The 17898-nt window shown below is 65.2% G+C and carries 15 protein-coding genes, 1 tRNA gene and 3 rRNA genes; 12 read left to right on the forward strand and 7 right to left on the reverse strand.

All coding sequences use genetic code 11. The features are described from left to right. Positions 1-60 precede the first annotated feature (60 nt). From P0Y33_RS04370 to gatC, 4 genes are all read right to left on the reverse strand, one after another. On the reverse strand, positions 61-777 hold the full coding sequence (locus P0Y33_RS04370) for a universal stress protein (protein ID WP_279529332.1): 717 nt from the start codon (positions 775-777) through the stop codon (positions 61-63). Beyond that, the gene (locus P0Y33_RS04375) at positions 778-2217 is read right to left on the reverse strand and encodes an APC family permease (protein ID WP_279529333.1); all 1440 of its coding nucleotides are present in this window, start codon (positions 2215-2217) and stop codon (positions 778-780) included. It abuts the gene before it with no gap. Between the two features lie 71 nt (positions 2218-2288). Then, positions 2289-3575, reverse strand: coding sequence for an Asp-tRNA(Asn)/Glu-tRNA(Gln) amidotransferase subunit GatA (gatA, locus tag P0Y33_RS04380; protein WP_279529334.1), 1287 nt, complete (start codon positions 3573-3575; stop codon positions 2289-2291). A gap of 1 nt (position 3576) precedes the next feature. Next, entirely contained in the window at positions 3577-3852 is a 276-nt protein-coding gene (gatC, locus tag P0Y33_RS04385; protein ID WP_279529335.1) for an Asp-tRNA(Asn)/Glu-tRNA(Gln) amidotransferase subunit GatC, read from the reverse strand. A gap of 595 nt (positions 3853-4447) precedes the next feature. Here gatC and P0Y33_RS04390 point away from each other — a divergent pair. The 6 genes from P0Y33_RS04390 to P0Y33_RS04415 all read left to right on the forward strand — a co-directional run bounded on the left by P0Y33_RS04390 (position 4448) and on the right by P0Y33_RS04415 (position 11273). Further along, a 16S ribosomal RNA gene (locus P0Y33_RS04390) occupies positions 4448-5919 on the forward strand. Between the two features lie 160 nt (positions 5920-6079). Further along, a tRNA-Ala gene (locus P0Y33_RS04395) sits at positions 6080-6151 on the forward strand. 227 nt (positions 6152-6378) lie between these two features. Next, a 23S ribosomal RNA gene (locus tag P0Y33_RS04400) occupies positions 6379-9294 on the forward strand. Positions 9295-9481: 187 nt separating this feature from the next. Further along, a 5S ribosomal RNA gene (gene rrf, locus P0Y33_RS04405) occupies positions 9482-9602 on the forward strand. Together the 16S, 23S and 5S rRNA genes with 1 tRNA gene alongside form the textbook arrangement of a ribosomal RNA operon. Before the next feature lie 160 nt (positions 9603-9762). Further along, a complete protein-coding gene (locus P0Y33_RS04410; protein ID WP_279529336.1) occupies positions 9763-10758 on the forward strand; it encodes a transcription initiation factor IIB in 996 nt (331 codons plus the stop codon). Between the two features lie 23 nt (positions 10759-10781). Then, positions 10782-11273: an NUDIX domain-containing protein gene (locus P0Y33_RS04415; protein ID WP_279529337.1), complete on the forward strand. Its 492-nt coding sequence runs from the start codon at positions 10782-10784 to the stop codon at positions 11271-11273. On the opposite strand, the gene P0Y33_RS04420 is transcribed toward P0Y33_RS04415, so the two are convergent. Then, complete coding sequence (locus P0Y33_RS04420; protein WP_279529338.1) at positions 11262-12338, reverse strand: asparagine synthase C-terminal domain-containing protein; 1077 nt, start codon at positions 12336-12338, stop codon at positions 11262-11264. The genes P0Y33_RS04415 and P0Y33_RS04420 overlap by 12 nt on opposite strands. After that, positions 12335-13018, reverse strand: a complete 684-nt coding sequence (locus tag P0Y33_RS04425) for a PHP domain-containing protein (RefSeq protein ID WP_279529339.1) — start codon at positions 13016-13018, stop codon at positions 12335-12337. The genes P0Y33_RS04420 and P0Y33_RS04425 overlap by 4 nt, the downstream gene beginning before the upstream one ends. Positions 13019-13110: 92 nt before the next feature. Here P0Y33_RS04425 and P0Y33_RS04430 point away from each other — a divergent pair, with 92 nt between their 5' ends. From P0Y33_RS04430 to P0Y33_RS04455, 6 genes are all read left to right on the forward strand, one after another. Next, positions 13111-13902 carry an HpcH/HpaI aldolase family protein gene (locus P0Y33_RS04430; protein ID WP_279529340.1) on the forward strand — a complete coding sequence of 264 codons (792 nt, stop codon included), beginning with the start codon at positions 13111-13113 and terminating at the stop codon, positions 13900-13902. 83 nt (positions 13903-13985) lie between these two features. Next, a complete protein-coding gene (locus P0Y33_RS04435; RefSeq protein ID WP_279529341.1) occupies positions 13986-14288 on the forward strand; it encodes a hypothetical protein in 303 nt (100 codons plus the stop codon). Next, positions 14285-14650 (forward strand): hypothetical protein, encoded by a 366-nt coding sequence (locus tag P0Y33_RS04440; protein WP_279529342.1) that lies wholly within the window; start codon positions 14285-14287, stop codon positions 14648-14650. The genes P0Y33_RS04435 and P0Y33_RS04440 overlap by 4 nt, the downstream gene beginning before the upstream one ends. 4 nt (positions 14651-14654) lie before the next feature. Then, on the forward strand, positions 14655-15182 hold the full coding sequence (locus tag P0Y33_RS04445) for a DUF7504 family protein (protein WP_279529343.1): 528 nt from the start codon (positions 14655-14657) through the stop codon (positions 15180-15182). Between the two features lie 121 nt (positions 15183-15303). Continuing rightward, on the forward strand, positions 15304-17466 hold the full coding sequence (purL, locus tag P0Y33_RS04450) for a phosphoribosylformylglycinamidine synthase subunit PurL (RefSeq protein WP_279529344.1): 2163 nt from the start codon (positions 15304-15306) through the stop codon (positions 17464-17466). A gap of 44 nt (positions 17467-17510) precedes the next feature. Beyond that, entirely contained in the window at positions 17511-17684 is a 174-nt protein-coding gene (locus tag P0Y33_RS04455) for a PLDc N-terminal domain-containing protein (protein WP_279529345.1), read from the forward strand. Here P0Y33_RS04455 and P0Y33_RS04460 read toward each other — a convergent pair. Continuing rightward, positions 17681-17878, reverse strand: a complete 198-nt coding sequence (locus tag P0Y33_RS04460) for a DUF7550 family protein (protein WP_279529346.1) — start codon at positions 17876-17878, stop codon at positions 17681-17683. The genes P0Y33_RS04455 and P0Y33_RS04460 overlap by 4 nt on opposite strands. Positions 17879-17898 lie beyond the last annotated feature (20 nt).

The following is a 17898-nucleotide window of genomic DNA, read 5'->3' on the forward strand; positions in this document are numbered from 1 at the left end:
TGCACCTGCGCCACCGACTGTCCCTGCGGCCCGCACCTGCGTCCGCGAGGCGGGTGACGGCTACTCGGCCGTCTCGCCGCTGTCCGTCTCCGATTCTTCGACCGCGCGGACGACGAACACCGGACCGAGTGCCTCCGTGGCGACCCGGTCTTCGAGTTCGCCGAACACCCACTCGGAGAGCGTCGGTTGTGGCTCACCCATGACGATGGCGTCGTAGTCGACGGCCGCCGCGGCGATGGCCTCGACCGGGTTGCCCTCCGGGCCGGTCTCGGTCGTGACCCGCTCGGAGGAGAGTCCCGCCGCGTCGAGGGCCGCCTGCACGTCGCTGGCCTCCAGCGTCTCGTCGAGACCGAACACCGTCACCTCGATGTCGCGGTCGGCGACGAGGGCGGCGACGAACTCGGCGACGCGGTTCACGTCCGCCTTCCCGACGAGTGGGACGAGGAGTCGGTCGACGTCCATCGCCGCGCCGGGATGGACGACGGCGTCGACCTCCTCGTCGTGGGCGATGCGACCGATGGTCTGCTCGGCCTCGCCGGTGAACACCATCCGCGTCTCGGCCGTCGCGCCCGCGTCCTCGAAGGCCTCGCGGACCTCGTCGAGTTTCTTCTGGGCACGCTCGCCGAACTGCTCGCGGGCCGCGTCCGGCGGCGTCTGGTCGGGCACCTCGTAGTAGCCGAGCACGATCACTTCGGTCGGCGACAGGAACTCGAAGAGTCCCGCCGCGACGGACTCGTCCTCCAGGACACGGAGCGGAAGTAGGACTGTAGCTGTCATCTAGAGCACCCCCTTGAGTTCGACGTCGCGAGCGTAGTAGAAGTACCACCCGGCCGCGACGACCATCAGGACGACGCCGATTATCTGTGAGAGCGATTGCATGAACGCGATGAGGCCGAAACTGGCGACGGCGCCGACGCCGGCCACCAGCGGGTACGCCGGGACGCGGAAGTCCGGGTCGTACCACTCGGGTGAGTTGCGCCGCATCTGGAAGAGCGCGACGCAGATGAGTCCGTACATGACGAGGTGGAGGAAGGAGGCTACCTCGGCGAGGACGGCCGTCCGCCCGGAGGCGACCAGCAGGAGGACGGGCACGCCGGCCATCGTCAGCGCGACGTGGGGCGTCCCGTACTCGAGGTTGACCGCGCCGGCTTTCTTCGGGAGGAGGGCGTCGCGGCTGAGCGCGTACACCGCGCGCGAGGAACTCATGATGGACGCGTTCGCGCTGGACACCGTCGCCAGGAGGCCCGCGGCGAGGATGGCGATGGCGCCGATGGGTCCGAAGAAGGACCCGGCGACCTCGACCATCGCGGTCTCGCCGAAGGAGGCGAGGCGCTTGCTCCCGAACGCGCTCGTCGCGACGAAGATGGTCGCGACGTAGAAGACGGTCACGAGGATGACCGACCCGACCATCGCCAGCGGGAGGTTGCGACCCGGTTTCTTGATCTCGCCGGCGATGGTGGCGATCTGTGCGAATCCGAGGTAGGAGGTGAAGACGAGCGCCGCCGTCGTGACGATCGGCGTCGTGCCGAACGGGGCGAACGTTTCGGGCGTGGACGCTCGTCCGAACACGCCGAGGGCGTCGAGTCCACCGTAGCCGAGGAACAGCGAGAGGATGACCAGCAGGAGGGCGACGACGCCGTTCTGGAGTTTCGCCGTGTTCTCGGTCCCGGTGAAGCTCATCCCCGTGAGGAGCGCGCCGAAGACGAAGCCCAGTGCCGTGGTGGGCGGGACGGGCCACGCGATCGTGACGCCCGCGCGGGCGAGCAACTCCACGGCGTAACTCCCGAAGCCGACGAGGTAGAACGCCGAGGCGAACACCAGCCCCAACCAGAGGCTGATGCCGACCATCGCACCGGCCATCGTCCCGAGCGCACGCGAGATGAAGTAGTAGCCGCCACCGCTGCGCGGCATCGCCGTCGCGAGTTCGGAGGCCGGGAGCGCCACGAGGAGCGCGATGACGCCGCCGATGGCGTACGAGGCGGCCGCCGCGGGGCCGGCCCGTCCGGCCGCGATTCCGGGGAAGACGAAGATACCGGCACCGATCATCGTTCCGACGCCGACGGCGAGTCCACCGACGAGACCGATGGTCCGTTCGAGCTGTACTCCTTCCTCGTGGACGGTCGCCTCGTCGGTGGTCTCACCGACCTCGGTACTACTCGGGGCTTCACCCGCCCGGTTCTCACCGGAAGGCGGTGGAGCGTTCTCCGCAGAATCCATGTGTCGAAGACACAGAGAGGGGCCGGAAAGGTACTGTGGCCGTAGAGAAGAGAACGCGGTGGAGCGTCGGTCTACGCGAGGAGACTCCCGGCCCGGACGATCGTCTCCTCCTCGAACTTCGGCCCGACGAACTGGAGGCCGACGGGGAGTCCGTCGACGTTGCCGGCGGGGACGGAGATGGCGGGGAGGTTCGCGAGGTTCACCGCGACGGTGTTCGCGTCGGAGAGGTACATCCGGAGCGGGTCGTCGAGGCTCTCGCCGAGTTTCGGCGGGAGGACGGGCATCGTCGGCGTCGCGAGGACGTCGACCTCCTCGAACGCCTCGTCGAAGTCCTGCTCGACCCACGCGCGGGCGTTCTGCGCCTGCTTGTAGTACTTGTCGTGGTAGCCCGCGGAGAGGGCGTAGGTGCCGAGGAGGATGCGTCGCTTGACTTCGGCGCCGAAGTTCTCGGCGCGAGTCTCGGCGAACGCCTCGTTCCAGTTGCCCTCGTAGCCGCCGCTCGCTTCACTCGCGGAGACCCCGTAGCGGACGCCGTCGAAGCGCGCGAGGTTCGAGGACGCCTCGGACATCGCGATGACGTAGTAGGCCGCGATGGCGTGTTCGAGGGAGGGGAGCGAGACCTCGACGATTTCGGCCCCCTCGTCGCGGTACTGGTCGAGTGCCGTCTCGAAGGTGGTCCGGACGGGGTCGGTGGAGTTCTCGACCAGGTCCGTGACGACGCCGATGGTCATCTCGGAGACGTCGCCGTCGGCGGCGGCCGCGTAGTCGCTCTCGTCACCCTCGTCGTGGGTCGTCCCGTCGTTGGGGTCGGAGCCGGCGATGACGTCGAGGACGCGCGCCGCCTCGGTGACCGTCGGCGCGATGGGGCCGACCTGTTCGAGGGAGTTCGCGTACGCGACGAGTCCGTAGCGCGAGACCAGCCCGTAGGTGGGCTTGATGCCGACGACGCCGCAGTAGGCGGCGGGACAACGGACGGACCCGCCCGTGTCGGTGCCCAACGCGACGTCGGCCTCGCCGGCCGCGACGGCCGCCGCCGAGCCACCCGAGGAACCGCCGGGGACGCGCTCGGGATCGACCGGATTCTTCGTCGGGCCGTAGGCGGACGTCTCCGTAGTCGTCCCCATGCCGAACTCGTCCATGTTCGCCTTCCCGTCGACGACGGCGCCGGCGTCCTTCAGCCGTTCGACGACGGTCGCGTCGTACGGCGGGACGTAGTCGTCGAGCATCGCGGAACCGCAAGTCGTCCGGACCCCCTCGGTGGAGATGTTGTCCTTCACGGCGACGGTCGTCCCCGCGAGCGGCCCCTCGTCGGCGCCTTCGACGTGTGCGTCGGTGATGTAGGTGTTCAGGTCGGTCATGTTACGAAACCCGCGGTCCCTTGAAGAATCCGTCCTCGGTCTCCGGTGCGTTCTCGAGTGCCTCCTCCTGCGAGAGTCCCTCGTGGATCTCGTCGGCACGCATGACGTTCACCAGTTCCGGTTCGGACTCGACCTCGGGCACCTCGTCGAGCGCCTCGAAGTGGTCGAGGATGTCCGCGAACTGTCCGGCGAAGCGTTCGACCTCCTCGTCGTCGAGGTCGACGCGCGCAAGCTCCGCGACGTGACGGACTTCGTCCTCGTCGACGCGTTCGCTCATGTACGAGGCGACGTCCGTTCGGGCGGTAAGGGTTTCGGAACCCCACTCGACGTCGTGGCTCGCGCGTACGCGTAGAAGAAAAACGCCGGTCGCTGTGTCGGCGTCGCGACAGCAGCCCGTGACGGAAACCACCATGGGGCGCCGACCCGAACGCCCTCCGGTTCGACGGTGTTAAGTGTAACCCGGCCATTCGGACTAATGCGAAGAACGTGAGGTGGCCCGGGCACACCCCGGCGCCGCTGATGCATGCTTCCGGGGGGCGTCGTCTCCCGAACTCTCCACGAGTTCGAGACGATGCCCTTAAGTGAATACCACACCTCGGAAGAAATGCGAACGTCTCGGAACAACTCGGACGACGGTTCCGACGGGCTTATACCCCGACGGTTCCTACGAGTAAATCCGAAGGACATGAGGATTCCACCCCTGCGGTCCGCCGTACACGATGGAATCTGATGTTAGCCCTGGTAGTTCGGTGACACTCGGTCGGCTCCCCGACCGCGTCGCCGAACACTAACGACCATTCACCAATACATCATTTATACGTCATCCCACCACGGGATGACGCCCGCCTATCGCTGGGGCCTCGCCCCAGCACATTCTGGTTGATCCTGCCAGAGGCCATTGCTATTGGAGTTGGATTTAGCCATGCTAGTCGCACGAGTTCAGACTCGTGGCAGATAGCTCAGTAACACGTGGTCAAACTACCCTATGGAGGAGAACAATCTCGGGAAACTGAGGCTAATTCTCCACAAGGCTCTCCCACTGGAAGGTAGAGAGCTGGAAACGCGCCAGCGCCATAGGATGTGGCTGCGGCCGATTAGGTAGACGGTGGGGTAACGGCCCACCGTGCCCATAATCGGTACGGGTTGTGAGAGCAAGAGCCCGGAGACGGTATCTGAGACAAGATACCGGGCCCTACGGGGCGCAGCAGGCGCGAAACCTTTACACTGCACGACAGTGCGATAAGGCAACTCCAAGTGTGCAGGCATAGTGCCTGCACTTTTCAGCACCGTAAGGAGGTGCTGGAATAAGGACTGGGCAAGACCGGTGCCAGCCGCCGCGGTAATACCGGCAGTCCAAGTGATGGCCGATCTTATTGGGCCTAAAGCGTCCGTAGCCGGCCGTGCAAGTCCGTTGGGAAATCCGCGCGCTCAACGCGCGGGCGACCAGCGGAAACTGCACGGCTTGGGACCGGAAGGCTCGAGGAGTACGTCCGGGGTAGGAGTGAAATCCTGTAATCCTGGACGGACTACCGATGGCGAAAGCACCTCGAGAAGACGGATCCGACGGTGAGGGACGAAAGCTGGGTCTCGAACCGGATTAGATACCCGGGTAGTCCTAGCCGTAAACGATGCCCGTTAGGTGTGGCACAGGCTACGAGCCTGTGCTGTGCCGTAGTGAAGACGATTAACGGGCCGCCTGGGAAGTACGTCCGCAAGGATGAAACTTAAAGGAATTGGCGGGGGAGCACTACAACCGGAGGAGCCTGCGGTTTAATTGGACTCAACGCCGGACATCTCACCAGAACCGACTGTAGTAATGACGGTCAGGTTGACGACCTTACCCGACGCTACAGAGAGGAGGTGCATGGCCGCCGTCAGCTCGTACCGTGAGGCGTCCTGTTAAGTCAGGCAACGAGCGAGACCCGCATGCTTAATTGCCAGCAGCACGCTTGTCGTGGCTGGGTACATTAAGCAGACTGCCGTGGCCAACACGGAGGAAGGAACGGGCAACGGTAGGTCAGTATGCCCCGAATGTTCTGGGCAACACGCGGGCTACAATGGTCGAGACAGTGGGACGCAACCCCGAAAGGGGACGCTAATCTCCTAAACTCGATCGTAGTTCGGATTGAGGGCTGAAACTCGCCCTCATGAAGCTGGATTCGGTAGTAATCGCGTGTCAGAAGCGCGCGGTGAATACGTCCCTGCTCCTTGCACACACCGCCCGTCAAAGCACCCGAGTGGGGTCCGGATGAGGCCGCGGCAACGCGGTCGAATCTGGGCTCCGCAAGGGGGCTTAAGTCGTAACAAGGTAGCCGTAGGGGAATCTGCGGCTGGATCACCTCCACTGACCGGGACCACTCCTTTGGAGTGGCCCACCTACATTCCCTGTCGACCCTGGGCGGGTCGACACTCGAATCGTCGTTGTGTTCGTCGCCGCGCCGGCGACCCGGCCGAGCACTTACGAACTACCAGGGCTAACGAATCTACTCCCTCGCGGGAGTAGTGGGCCCATAGCTCAGTGGGAGAGTGCCTCCTTTGCAAGGAGGATGCCCTGGGTTCGAATCCCAGTGGGTCCATTCGATTCGACTCCACCCTCGAAGCGTGTCCCTTAAGTGGGAGACGCAGGAAGGAAGAGTCGAGTTCGACTGATGCACCAGTCCGCGCAAGCGCGACTGGGAAGGGTCGACGAACGCCCCCTTACCACCGGGGCAGTTCGATGACACCGTGTGTAAGTGCAATCCAGACATTCACTGGACTCGTATCACCGAGTCTATAATTAAGAAGTTGAAGTTGAAGTGATCCGACTGCGTGGCTACTGTGCCACCTGGTGGATGGCTCGGCTCGAGAGCCGACAAAGGACGTGCCAAGCTGCGAAAAGCCTGAGGGAGCCGCACGGAGGCGAAGAACTCAGGATCTCCGAATGGGAATCCCCTCGCAATTGCTGTGCGCAATGGGGAACGTCCGGAATTGAAACATCTCAGTACGGACAGGAAGAGAAACCGAATGGGACGCCGTGAGTAATCGCGAGTGAAAGCGGCACAGTCCAAACCGAAGCCTTCTGGGCAATGTGGTGTTCGGGCCAGCACTCATCGGCGGAACGTCTGCGGAGAAGTCTCCTGAAACGGAGCGCGAGACAGGGTGACAGCCCCGTACTCCAGACAAGTACGCCGTGCGCTGGTTCCAGAGTAGCGGGGATCGGATATTCCTCGTGAATATCGCCGGCATCGACGGCGAAGACTAAGTACTCCTCGAGACCGATAGTGAACAAGTAGCGTGAGCGAACGCTGAAAAGCACTCTCCAACGGAGGGTGAAATAGGGCCTGAAATCAGGTGGCGATAGAGCGACGGGGCATGAAAGGCCCCGCTGTGAACGAACGAGGCGCAAGCCTCTAGTAGGGACAGCGGGGAGCCGATGTTCCGTCGTACGTTTTGAAAAACGAGCCAGGGAGTGTGTCTGTTCGGCAAGTCTAACCGGAGTATCCGGGAAGGCACAGGGAAACCGACATGGCCGCAGCCCTTCATGGGCGAGGGCCGCCGTCTTCAAGGGCGGGGAGTCGAACGGACACGACCCGAAACCGAGTGATCTACGCGCGTGCAAGGTGAAGCGTGCCGAAAGGCACGTGGAGGCCTGTTAGGGTTGGTGTCTTACAATACCCTCCCGTGACATGCGTGTAGGGGTGAAAGGCCCATCGAACTCGGCAACAGCTGGTTCCAATCGAAACATGTCGAAGCATGACCTCCACCGAGGTAGTCCGTGAGGTAGAGCGACCGATTGGAGGGTACAACTCCGAGAGGAGTTGTCCCTCCTGTCGAACTCCGAACTTACGGACGCCGTGGACGTGGGGAATCCGGTGCGCGGGGTAAGCCTGTGTACCGTAAGGGAGACAACCCAGCGTTAGGTTAAGGTCCCAAAGTACGAGCTAAGTGCGATCGAAGGTGGTTCCGAGCCCAGACAGCCGGGGGTGAGCTTAGAAGCAGCTACCCGCTAAGAAAAGCGTAACAGCTTACCGGCCGAGGTTCGGAGCGCCCAAAATGATCGGGGCTCAAGTTCGTCACCGATACCTAACCGCACCCCTCACAGGGTGATCGAGTAGATTGGCACTCTGCACGGGCGGAAGCACGGGCGAGAGTTCGTGTGGACCGTGTAGGGACGAAAATCCTGGTCATAGTAGCAGCGTGAGTCGGGTTAGACCCCCGACGGCCTCAAGGATAAGGGTTCCTCGGCACTGCTGAACAGCCGAGGGTTAGCCGGTCCTAAGTCACACCGTAATTCGAATGTGACAATTGGGAAACGGGTTAATATTCCCGTGCCGTCGTACATTGAACGCCGACGCCTCTGGAAACACCGAGCTGGGCCATCGCCCAGTCGAACTGGAGAAGTCCGTGGACGCCGTAATGGCAAGAAGCGGACGAAACCCAGGATAGGGAAACTCGGTGGTACCAGGGGCCCGTGAAAAGGCAAGTACGACGACCGTACCGAGAACCGACACAGGTATCCTGGCGGTGAAAGCCAAGGCCTGTCGGGAGCAACCGACGTCAGGGAATTCGGCAAATTAGTCCCGTAAGTTCGCGATAAGGGATGCCTGCCTCGTTCGAGGCAGGTCGCAGTGACTCGGATGCTCCGACTGTCTAATAACAACATAGGTGACCGCAAATCCGCAAGGACTCGTACGGTCACTGAATCCTGCCCAGTGCAGGTATCTGAACACCCAGTACAATGGGGCGAAGGACCTGTTAACGGCGGGGGTAACTATGACCCTCTTAAGGTAGCGTAGTACCTTGCCGCTTCAGTAGCGGCTTGCATGAATGGATCAACGAGAGCATCACTGTCCCGACGTTGGGCCCGGTGAACTGTACGTTCCAGTGCGGAGTCTGGAGACCCCCAAGGGGAAGCGAAGACCCTATAGAGCTTTACTGCAGGCTGTCGCTGGGACACGGTCGCTAATGTGCAGAATAGGTAGGAGACGTTACACAGGTGCGTGCGCCAGCACGTCGCCGAGTCAAGAGTGAAATACTACCCGTTAGTGACTGTGACCCTAACTCCGGGAGGAGGACACCGGTAGCCGGGCAGTTTGACTGGGGCGGTACGCGCTCGAAAAGATATCGAGCGCGCCCTAAGTCTTCCTCATCCGGGTCGGAGACCCGGAAGAGAGCGCAAGAGCACAAGGAAGGCTGACAGTGTCCTGCACAACAAGGGACGCTGACGCGAAAGCGTGGTCTGCGATCTTATGAGCCTGCCCGATGCGGGCCATAAGCGACAGAAAAGCTACCTTAGGGATAACAGAGTCGTCACGCGCAAGAGCACATATCGACCGCGTGGCTTGCTACCTCGATGTCGGTTCCCTCCATCCTGTCCGTGCAGAAGCGGACAAGGGTGAGGTTGTTCGCCTATTAAAGGAGGTCGTGAGCTGGGTTTAGACCGTCGTGAGACAGGTCGGCTGCTATCTATTGGGGGTGTTGAGGTACTTGACGGGAACGTTCGTATAGTACGAGAGGAACTACGAACGGGTGCCACTGGTGTACCGGTCGTCTGAGAAGGCGAGTGCCGGGCAGCTACGCACCACGGGGTAAGAGCTGAACGCATCTAAGCTCGAAACCCACCTGGAAAAGAAGTACCACTGAGGCCACTCGTAGAAGACGAGTTAGATAGACTCGGGATGTACGCGCCAAGGCAACGAGGCGTTGAGTCCGCGAGCACTAACAGGCCAAGCCACACAATCATATCCGCATCCGGATCACAGAGACATGCTGTGCAGTATAGGTCGGTGATTCGGGTCCAGGTGTTAACTGGATTGCACTTACACACGGTACTCGCCGTCGAGTAGTTCGACGGGCGAGAGTACGAGCCACAGTAGTGGCCGTAACCGACATTGGTAGGATCGCGGTTCGATTCCGCGAGTCGGCATTACGGCGGCCAGAGCGGTGGGGATCACCCGTACCCATCCCGAACACGGACGTTAAGCCCACCCACGTTCCGGTCAGTACTGGAGTGCGCGAGCCTCTGGGAAATCCGGTTAGCCGCCGACCAATCATATAGAGCCCGACGCACATCGCGTGCGTCGGGCTCTCTTCATTTGTACAACCCACCCATAGTGGGCAACAAGTCTTAACCGCTATCCGTTCCACCCGCTAGTGCAACCGTCGTCTGTGGAGCCACAGAATCGAGACAGCCGGTCGCACCTAAATCATGAGCGACTCATCGAGTACGACGACCCAGGAGCGGTCGCGCGTGGCCTCGAAAGAGGAAGAGGAAGAGCAACCCGAGGAAGAAACAGTCGAAGAGCTACGCTGTCCGGAGTGCGGTGGAAACCTCGCCAAGAACGCTGCCCGCGGCGAGACAGTCTGTGAGGACTGTGGACTCGTCGTCGAGGAGGACGAGATCGACCACGGTCCGGAGTGGCGTGCGTTCGACTCCAAGGAGCAAGACCAGAAGTCACGCGTCGGGGCCCCGACGACGAACATGATGCACGACAAGGGGCTATCGACGAACATCGGCTGGCAGGACAAAGACGCCTACGGCAACTCGCTCTCCTCGAGTCAGCGCCAGAAGATGCAGCGCCTCCGCACGTGGAACGAGCGATTCCGCACTCGTGACTCCAAGGAGCGCAACCTGAAGCAGGCGCTCGGGGAGATCGACCGGATGGCGTCGGCTCTGGGCCTCCCGGACAACGTCCGCGAGACGGCCTCCGTCATCTACCGCCGCGCGCTCGACGAGGACCTCCTGCCCGGTCGCTCCATCGAGGGTGTCTCGACGGCGAGTCTGTACGCGTCCGCGCGACAGGCGAACACGCCTCGGTCGCTCGACGAAGTCGCCAACGTCTCCCGTGTCGAGAAAGACGAGATCGCCCGGACGTATCGCTACATCGTCCGCGAACTCAGCCTCGAGATCGAGCCGGCGGACCCGGCCAACTACGTCCCGCGGTTCGTCTCCGAACTCGACCTCGGGGACGAAGTCGAGCGGCACGCCCGGAGCCTCCTCGAGAGCGCGAAGCAGGCCGGGATCGTGAGCGGGAAGAGTCCGGTCGGACTCGCCGCTGCGGCCATCTACGCGGCCGCACTCCTCGCGAACGAGAAAGTGACCCAACGCGAGGTCTCGGAGGTCGCGGACATCTCCGAGGTCACCATCCGCAACCGCTACCACGAACTCCTCGAAGCCGAGGAGAGCATTCCGATGGAAGCATAGGCGAGGCCGCCCGCCACGCGGGCATGGAGACCACCCGTCACTTCGTCGCGACGGCGTACGTCGTCTGCGACGGCGCGACCGCGCTCCACCACCACGACCGACTCGACCTCTGGCTCCCGCCGGGTGGCCACATCGACCGGGGTGAACTCCCCCGGTCGGCCGCCCGCCGCGAAGTACGCGAAGAGGTCGGGCACGAACCGACACTTCTCGAGTCCGAAACGTCAGTCTCGACGCCCGTCGTCACCGAACTTCCTGGCCCCGAGTATCTCCTCCTCGAAGACATTCACTACTACGAGGGCGGCGACGTCGGCCACCAACACGTCGACTTCGTCTACTTCGGGTCGGTCCCGTCGCGCGAGATCGCCCCTTCCGACGGGGAACGTGCAGCAGAACACTGGGAGTGGTACACACCCGACGACCTCCGCGCCGCCGACGAACTCGGTGCAGAAGTCGTCGAACTCGGTCTCGAAGCGATCGAGCGCGTCACGGCGGCGGGGCGGGATTCAGAGTCGTGACTCGACGTACTTCCTGACGTGGTCGTCCATCCGGCGTTTGAACCCGGCCTGCCTGGCGAGGCGGTCGAGTTCGCGGGCGACGAGACTCCCGTACTGCACTGCCTTCTTGTCGCGCTCGGCGACCGACTCGGGGAGCCACTCGGCCGCGACGTCGCGTAGCGCCGCCTTCCGTCGCGCGTGCTCGGTCTCCGCGTCCTCGACGAGCAGGTCGTCGGGTAGTCGGAGCGCCGCGTCGACCACACGGTCGTGGAGCAGTGGCGTCACGGGTTCGACGCCCGCTGCACGGACGGCGAGTGTGTCGCGTTCGAGTTGGTCCGGGAGCGTCTCGACGACTTCGCGTCGGGCACCGCGGACGGTGTCGGCCTCGACGCGGTGGTCGAGTTTCGCGACCTTCGAGTAGCCACCGAACAGTTCGTCGGCGCCCTGGCCGAGTACGAGGTGGTCGGTGTCGACTCGCTCGGCGACGAGGTAGAGTGGGAGGGCGATCTGGACGTCCATCGCGTTGGTCCGACCGATGGCGCGTGCGACCGTGGGGACGGCGTCCTCCACGCCTTCGATGGTGAGTTCGTGGACGACCAGGTCCGCCTCTCGTCCCATCGCGGCGGCGGAGTCGTGGGCGGACGCGACGTCGGTCGAGTCGGGGAAGCCGACGACGTGGAGCGGTGCGTCGAGGAGTGCCGCGAGGAGCGCGGAGTCGACCCCGCCGGAGAAAGCGACGGCGACGTCCTCGTCCGGAACGGTCTCGACGCCGGTCTCGACACTCTCGCGAACGGCGTCGAGCGCCCGCTCCCGGTCGGTCGTCGGTTCGGGGTCGGGGAGCGACCAGACGTGTCGAGTTCCCTCTCCGGCGCCGACGTGGCCGGCGGGGAACGGGGACGGGTCGTCGAGGTCGGTCGGGTCGAAACTCCACGCGTTCCCGTCGACGAAGAGCGGTTCACGCCCGAGGACGTCGCGGACGAGTCGGCCGTCCGGCAGTTCGCCTGCGAACCCGGACGTTCCGGGGAGCGGGTCGGCGGACGCGATGGCGTCCTCGACCGTCCGGGGGTCGGCGCCGTGGAGCGTCACAGCAACTCACGCAGGCGGTTCTTCACGCGGCGTTTGGCGCCGCCGGCGGCCTGCCGAAAACTGATGTACCAGGGCGTCCGTTTCCCCTCGACCGAGGTGCGCCCGTCCCGAATCGCGTCGAGGATGCTCTCCAGTGACGCTTCCTCGGTCTCGACTTTCGTTACCGCCTGCCCGACCATCTCGGCGATGTGGGCGTCGCTCCCGGCGGTCATCGGGATGTCTTGTTCGAGGGCGAAGCGTTCGGCCTGACGGTTCGCGCGTCCAGTGAGGAGTCGAGAGTTGTACACCTCGATGGCGTCGGCGCTCGCGAGTTGCTCGCGGGAGATGTTCGCGGCGACGCCGCTACGCGACTCCTGGAAGGGGTGGGGGACGACGGCGATGCCGCCGCGTTCGCGGATGGCGTCGAGCGTCTCCATGAACGGCCGCCCCGTCGGGACGGCCTCGTGGACGCCGATGGCGAGGACGTGGCCCGCGGCGCTCGTCACCTCCATCCCCGGAATTCCGACGACGTCGTACTCCGACGCGAGTTCGGTCGCCTCCAGACTGGCGGCTATCTCGTCGTGGTCGGTGACGGCGAGGGCGTCGAGTCCGACGGCCTCGGCCTGTTCGAGGAGCATCTCGACCGAGTCACGGCCGTCGTAGGAGAGCGCCGAGTGGGCGTGGAGTTCGACCGACAGCACGACCAGTAGTAGCGAGGGACGGGCCAAAAACGCCTCGGTCCGTCCGGGGGCCGACCGCGAACGTCTATGGTCTCCCGGCGGGAACCGACGGTGTGACTGTGAGACAGCCAACGTTCCCGAGACGCCTCCGAAACCGCGAACCGCTCGTCGGGTGTTGGATGCTCGTCGGCCACCCGGTCGTCGGCGAGTTCCTCGCCCAGCAGGGCTTCGACTTCGTCGTCGCGGACGGCGAACACACCGAGAACGACGTCGAGACGCTCGCCTCGGTGGTCCGGGCTGTCGACGCCGCGGGGACCGACACCGAGGTACTGGTCCGGTCGCCGTCGGCGGACCCGGCGGACGTCAAGCGGCTGCTCGACCTCGGACCCCGCGGCGTGATCGTCCCGCAGATCGAGGACGTCGACGCGGCCCGGTGTGCGGTCGAGGCCGCGACCTACCCGCCGGAGGGCGTCCGCGGGGTCGCCGGCACTCGTCCCTCGGGGTACGGGACCGACCTCGAAACCGCCGTCGAGCGCGCGAGCGAGGACGTGGTGACGATCCTCCAGGTTGAGACGGCGGGTGCCGTCGCGGACGCTGCGGAAATCGCGGCGCTCGACGGCGTCGACGCACTCCTGATCGGCCCCGCCGACCTCTCGGCCCGACTCGGCGTGTTCGGCGAGTACGACCACGACCGATTCCGCGACGCCGTCGCGACGGTCGTCGAGGCGGCCGACGCGGCGGAGACGCCGGTCGGCACTCTCGCGACCACGCGGGAGAACCTCGAGACCCGCCACGCGTGGGGGATGGACTACATGGTCGCCGGCACCGACCTCGGGTACCTCCGTGACGCGGGCGCGCGCTACCGGGAGACGTACGCAGGCTTGTCGACAGAGGAGAACACATAGGTCGCTCGCCCTCCGACTGACAGACGAACGAGGTCACCGGCCCCTCGATACCGGGACCGGAACCGATACCGACTCCGATACCGATGATTACCCCCCAACTCTTCACCGAACTCACCGCGGTCGTCAGAATCGTCCTCTTGACTGTCGCGTTCGTGTTCGCGGTCGTCGCCGCGCGCGGGTACAGCGACGCCCCGTGGGGCGCGGTCCTCCGACCGCTCCCGGTCGCGATTCTGGCACTCGCCACGAGCGTCGCCACGCTCCTCGTCGACGTGAGCGAGACGACTGCACAGGTAGTGACAGTCGCCGTCTGGACGGTCGGCGTGGGCGCCGTCGCACTCTCGACGTACCGATTCGTCGACCTCGTCGCCGAGCGAGGTGACCGATGAGCGCGACGCTGGTCTCGCTGCTCGCGCTGATCCAGTTGCTCCTGCTCGTGACGTGTTCGCTCGTCATCGTCGTCACCCTGTACCGCCACTGGACGACCGTCCTGTACCGTCGCGGGGTCGTCGCACTCGTCGCGACGCTCCTCGTGTTCGCGGTGGGCGCCGTCGTCGACGTCGCGGCCGAACGCGGCCTCAACGTCGTACTGTTCGAGATGGTCGACGACGTCCTGTTCACCGCTGCAGCGGCACTCGCGGTCGTCGCGACGTGGTTGTTCGCCCGCGACTTCGTCGTCACCGGGCGGGACGAACCGGTCGAGATATCGGCCGAACCGGACGAGACGACCGGGAGGTTCGAGGATGCCTGAGGGGATGCCTCGGTCCGACGGCGGCGAACGGACGATACCGGTAGAACCGCAGCGACAGACGCTCGTCACGTCCTCGTTCGACCAGCAAACGTTGGCGCGACTCCCCGAGGCGGCGTTCGAGAACCTCCTCGTCGTCTCGACCGGTCTCCACCCCAAGCGCATCGAGCGAATCGTCCGCGAGCGTGGTCACGACCCGCGACAGGTGGGGGTCCTCCCGGTCACCGGTGGCGACGTCGACTACGACGGCCCGCTCTGGGTCGCCGACCGGACGAGTCCGGCCGACCTGACGGGACTCAGTATGCGTTTCTCCGAGGCGGCCAGACACCTCGAACCCGGCGTCGGGTGGGTCTGCGTCGACAGCGTGAGCACGCTCTACATGTACGCCGCGAGCGAACGCGTCTACCGCTTCCTCTCGCAACTGGTCTCGAAACTCGACGCCCAGTCGATGACTGGCGTCTACTGCGTCTCGCGCGGCGTCCTCGACGACCAGGAGTACGCTCGTCTCAGCGACCTCGTCGACGAGGTCGTCTGATCGCCGGCGTGTTCGGTTGTGCGGCTGTCTGGTCGGAGTCGGTGGCAGGTTACTCCTTCCAAGATGGCACGTCCGTGCATATAGAAAAGCATTAATCCGTCCGAGAAAGACACGAAGGTGAATGCCCCTGGCCGACGCGGACCGCGAGCGTATCGTCGACGAACTCGGCCGCGACCCGACGCGGGCGGAGAGCGCCCTGTTCGAGAACCTCTGGAGCGAGCACTGCGCGTACCGCTCGTCGTTGCCGCTGCTCTCCGCCTTCGAGACCGAGGGCGAGGGCGTCGTCGTCGGCCCCGGTGACGACGCCGCGGTCGTCGCCCTGGACGACGACACCTACGTCACGTTCGGCGTCGAGAGCCACAACCACCCGTCGTACGTCGACCCGTACGACGGGGCCGCGACGGGCGTGGGCGGAATCGTCCGCGACACGCTCTCGATGGGTGCCTACCCCATCGCGCTCGCGGACTGTCTCTACTTCGGCGACTTCGACGCCGAGCACTCACGCTACCTCCTCGACGGCGTCGTCGAGGGGATCAGCGACTACGGCAACTCCATCGGCGTCCCCACGGTCGGCGGGAGCACCGCCTTCCACCCGGACTACGAGGGGAACCCGCTGGTGAACGTCGCCTGCGTCGGTCTCGTCGACGCCGACCGCGTCGTCACCGCGGACGCCAAACGCCCCGGCAACGAACTCGTCCTCGTCGGGAACGCTACGGGCCGCGACGGCCTGGGCGGCGCCTCCTTCGCCAGCGAGGACCTGGACGAGGACGCCGAGACCGAGGACCGCCCCGCGGTCCAGGTCGGCGACCCCTACACGGAGAAACTCCTCGTCGAGGCCAACGAGGAACTCCTCGACCGCGACCTGCTCGTCGCCGCCCGCGACCTCGGTGCCGCGGGACTCGGCGGGGCCTCCTCGGAGATGATCGCGAAGGGCCGACTCGGCTGTGAGATCGACCTCGAACGCGTCCACCAGCGCGAGGAGGGGATGAACGCGATGGAGATCCTCCTCGCCGAGTCCCAGGAGCGGATGTGCTACGAGGTCGCCCCGGAGGACGTCGACGAGGTGCGAGACGTCGCCGAGAAGTACGACCTCGGCTGCTCGGTCATCGGCGAAGTCACCGACGGCAACCGCTACGTCGCCCGCTTCGAGGGTGACGTCGTCGTCGACGCCCCCGCGGAGTTCCTCGCGGACGGCGCCCCGCTCAACGACCTCCCGAGCGAGGAACCGCCCGAACCTACGGTCGACCTGCCCGACGTCGCACTCGACGAGGCGTTCGAGGCCGTCGTCGGCAGTCCGAACACCGCGAGCAAGCGCTGGGTCTACCGCCAGTACGACCACGAGGTCGGCGCGCGGACGGCCACGGGACCGGGCGACGACGCCGCGGTGCTCGCCGTTCGAGAGGCCAATGCGGAACCACGTTCCGCAGACAAGTCGAACGGTGAGAACCGTGAGACAGGGCAGGGTCTCGCGCTCGCCGCCGGGGCCTCACCGAACTGGACCGCGACGGCTCCCTACGAGGGCGCTCGTGCCGTCGCCGTCGAGAACGCGACGAACCTCGCGGCGAAGGGCGCGACCCCCCTCGCGGCCGTCGACTGCCTGAACGGCGGTAACCCCGAGAAACCCGACGTGTACGGCGGCTTCGAGGGAATCGTCGACGGCCTCGCCGACGCCTGCGCCGACCTCGACGTCCCGGTCGTCGGCGGCAACGTCTCGCTGTACAACGACTCGGTGGCCGGCCCCATCCCGCCGACGCCAACGCTCGCCGTCCTCGGGACGAAGTCGGGATACGACGCCCCGCCGGCGTCTTCGCAGGGTGAGGGAACACTCCTCCTCGTCGGCGGCCACCGCGAGGAACTGGGCGGTTCGGAGTACCTCGCGCAGTTCGACGGTAGCGACACCTTCCCGGCCGTGCCTGCGGACGCGCCCGCGTTCGTCGAGACGCTCGCCGACGTGGCCGACGCCCGGGAGACGCTCGCCGTCCACGACGTGAGCGACGGCGGACTCGCGGTCGCACTGGCCGAACTCGTCACCGACGAGACGGGAGTCGACGCCACGGTTCCGAGCCTCGACGCGCTCTTCTCCGAGGCCGTCGGCCGCGCCGTGGTCGAGACTGAAGACCCCGGAGCGGTCCGCGAGGCGTTCGAGGACGTGGCGCCCGTCGTGGAACTCGGCGAGGCCACCGCAGAGGGTGCGCTCGACCTCTCCGTCGACGGAGAGACGCTCGCCTACGACGCCGCGGAGATTCGTGAGCGTCGGGACGTGCTCGCCCGCGAACTCGACTAGTCGGTCCGGAGAAAGCTTTTACCGAGTTGGAACGAGGCCTCGGCATGGCCGAAGCCCTCCTCTTCGTCCTCGCAGCGCTCGTCGCCATCGCCATCCCGCTGTGGGTGTACAGTGACGCGAAACAGCACAGCGACCAGAGTCCGCTCCTCTGGGCGCTCGTCGCCTTCTTCGGCGGTATTCTCGGACTCCTGCTCTACTTCCTGCTCGGTCGGAACTAGAGCAGGAACGGGACGCCGAACGTCAGGACGAGTCCGACGATCAGGACGAGTGCGCCGGTCGTCACCTGTCCGGAGGAGTACTCCTGCATCGGTGAGGTGGTCCGGTCAGCGTGTTCGGGGTTCGTCCCGCCCGGTGCGAGGTCTTCGGTCTGCTCCGCGTCCGTCTCTTCCGTCTCGGTGTCGGCGTCGCTCATGGGCGAAGATTCTGTGGGCC

Source organism: Halospeciosus flavus, from assembly GCF_029814175.1.
Lineage (GTDB): Archaea > Halobacteriota > Halobacteria > Halobacteriales > Halobacteriaceae > Halospeciosus > Halospeciosus flavus.

Excerpts from the sequence above, each read along its gene's own strand:
- P0Y33_RS04435 (WP_279529341.1), top strand. The coding sequence starts at position 13,986 with ATGATTACCCCCCAACTCTTCACCGAACTCACCGCGGTCGTCAGAATC.
- P0Y33_RS04455 (WP_279529345.1), top strand. The coding sequence starts at position 17,511 with ATGGCCGAAGCCCTCCTCTTCGTCCTCGCAGCGCTCGTCGCCATCGCC.
- P0Y33_RS04460 (WP_279529346.1), bottom strand. The coding sequence starts at position 17,878 with ATGAGCGACGCCGACACCGAGACGGAAGAGACGGACGCGGAGCAGACC.
- gatC (WP_279529335.1), bottom strand. The coding sequence starts at position 3,852 with ATGAGCGAACGCGTCGACGAGGACGAAGTCCGTCACGTCGCGGAGCTT.
- P0Y33_RS04410 (WP_279529336.1), top strand. The coding sequence starts at position 9,763 with ATGAGCGACTCATCGAGTACGACGACCCAGGAGCGGTCGCGCGTGGCC.
- P0Y33_RS04440 (WP_279529342.1), top strand. The coding sequence starts at position 14,285 with ATGAGCGCGACGCTGGTCTCGCTGCTCGCGCTGATCCAGTTGCTCCTG.
- P0Y33_RS04370 (WP_279529332.1), bottom strand. The coding sequence starts at position 777 with ATGACAGCTACAGTCCTACTTCCGCTCCGTGTCCTGGAGGACGAGTCC.
- P0Y33_RS04375 (WP_279529333.1), bottom strand. The coding sequence starts at position 2,217 with ATGGATTCTGCGGAGAACGCTCCACCGCCTTCCGGTGAGAACCGGGCG.
- P0Y33_RS04415 (WP_279529337.1), top strand. The coding sequence starts at position 10,782 with ATGGAGACCACCCGTCACTTCGTCGCGACGGCGTACGTCGTCTGCGAC.
- P0Y33_RS04445 (WP_279529343.1), top strand. The coding sequence starts at position 14,655 with ATGCCTCGGTCCGACGGCGGCGAACGGACGATACCGGTAGAACCGCAG.
- gatA (WP_279529334.1), bottom strand. The coding sequence starts at position 3,575 with ATGACCGACCTGAACACCTACATCACCGACGCACACGTCGAAGGCGCC.
- purL (WP_279529344.1), top strand. The coding sequence starts at position 15,304 with ATGCCCCTGGCCGACGCGGACCGCGAGCGTATCGTCGACGAACTCGGC.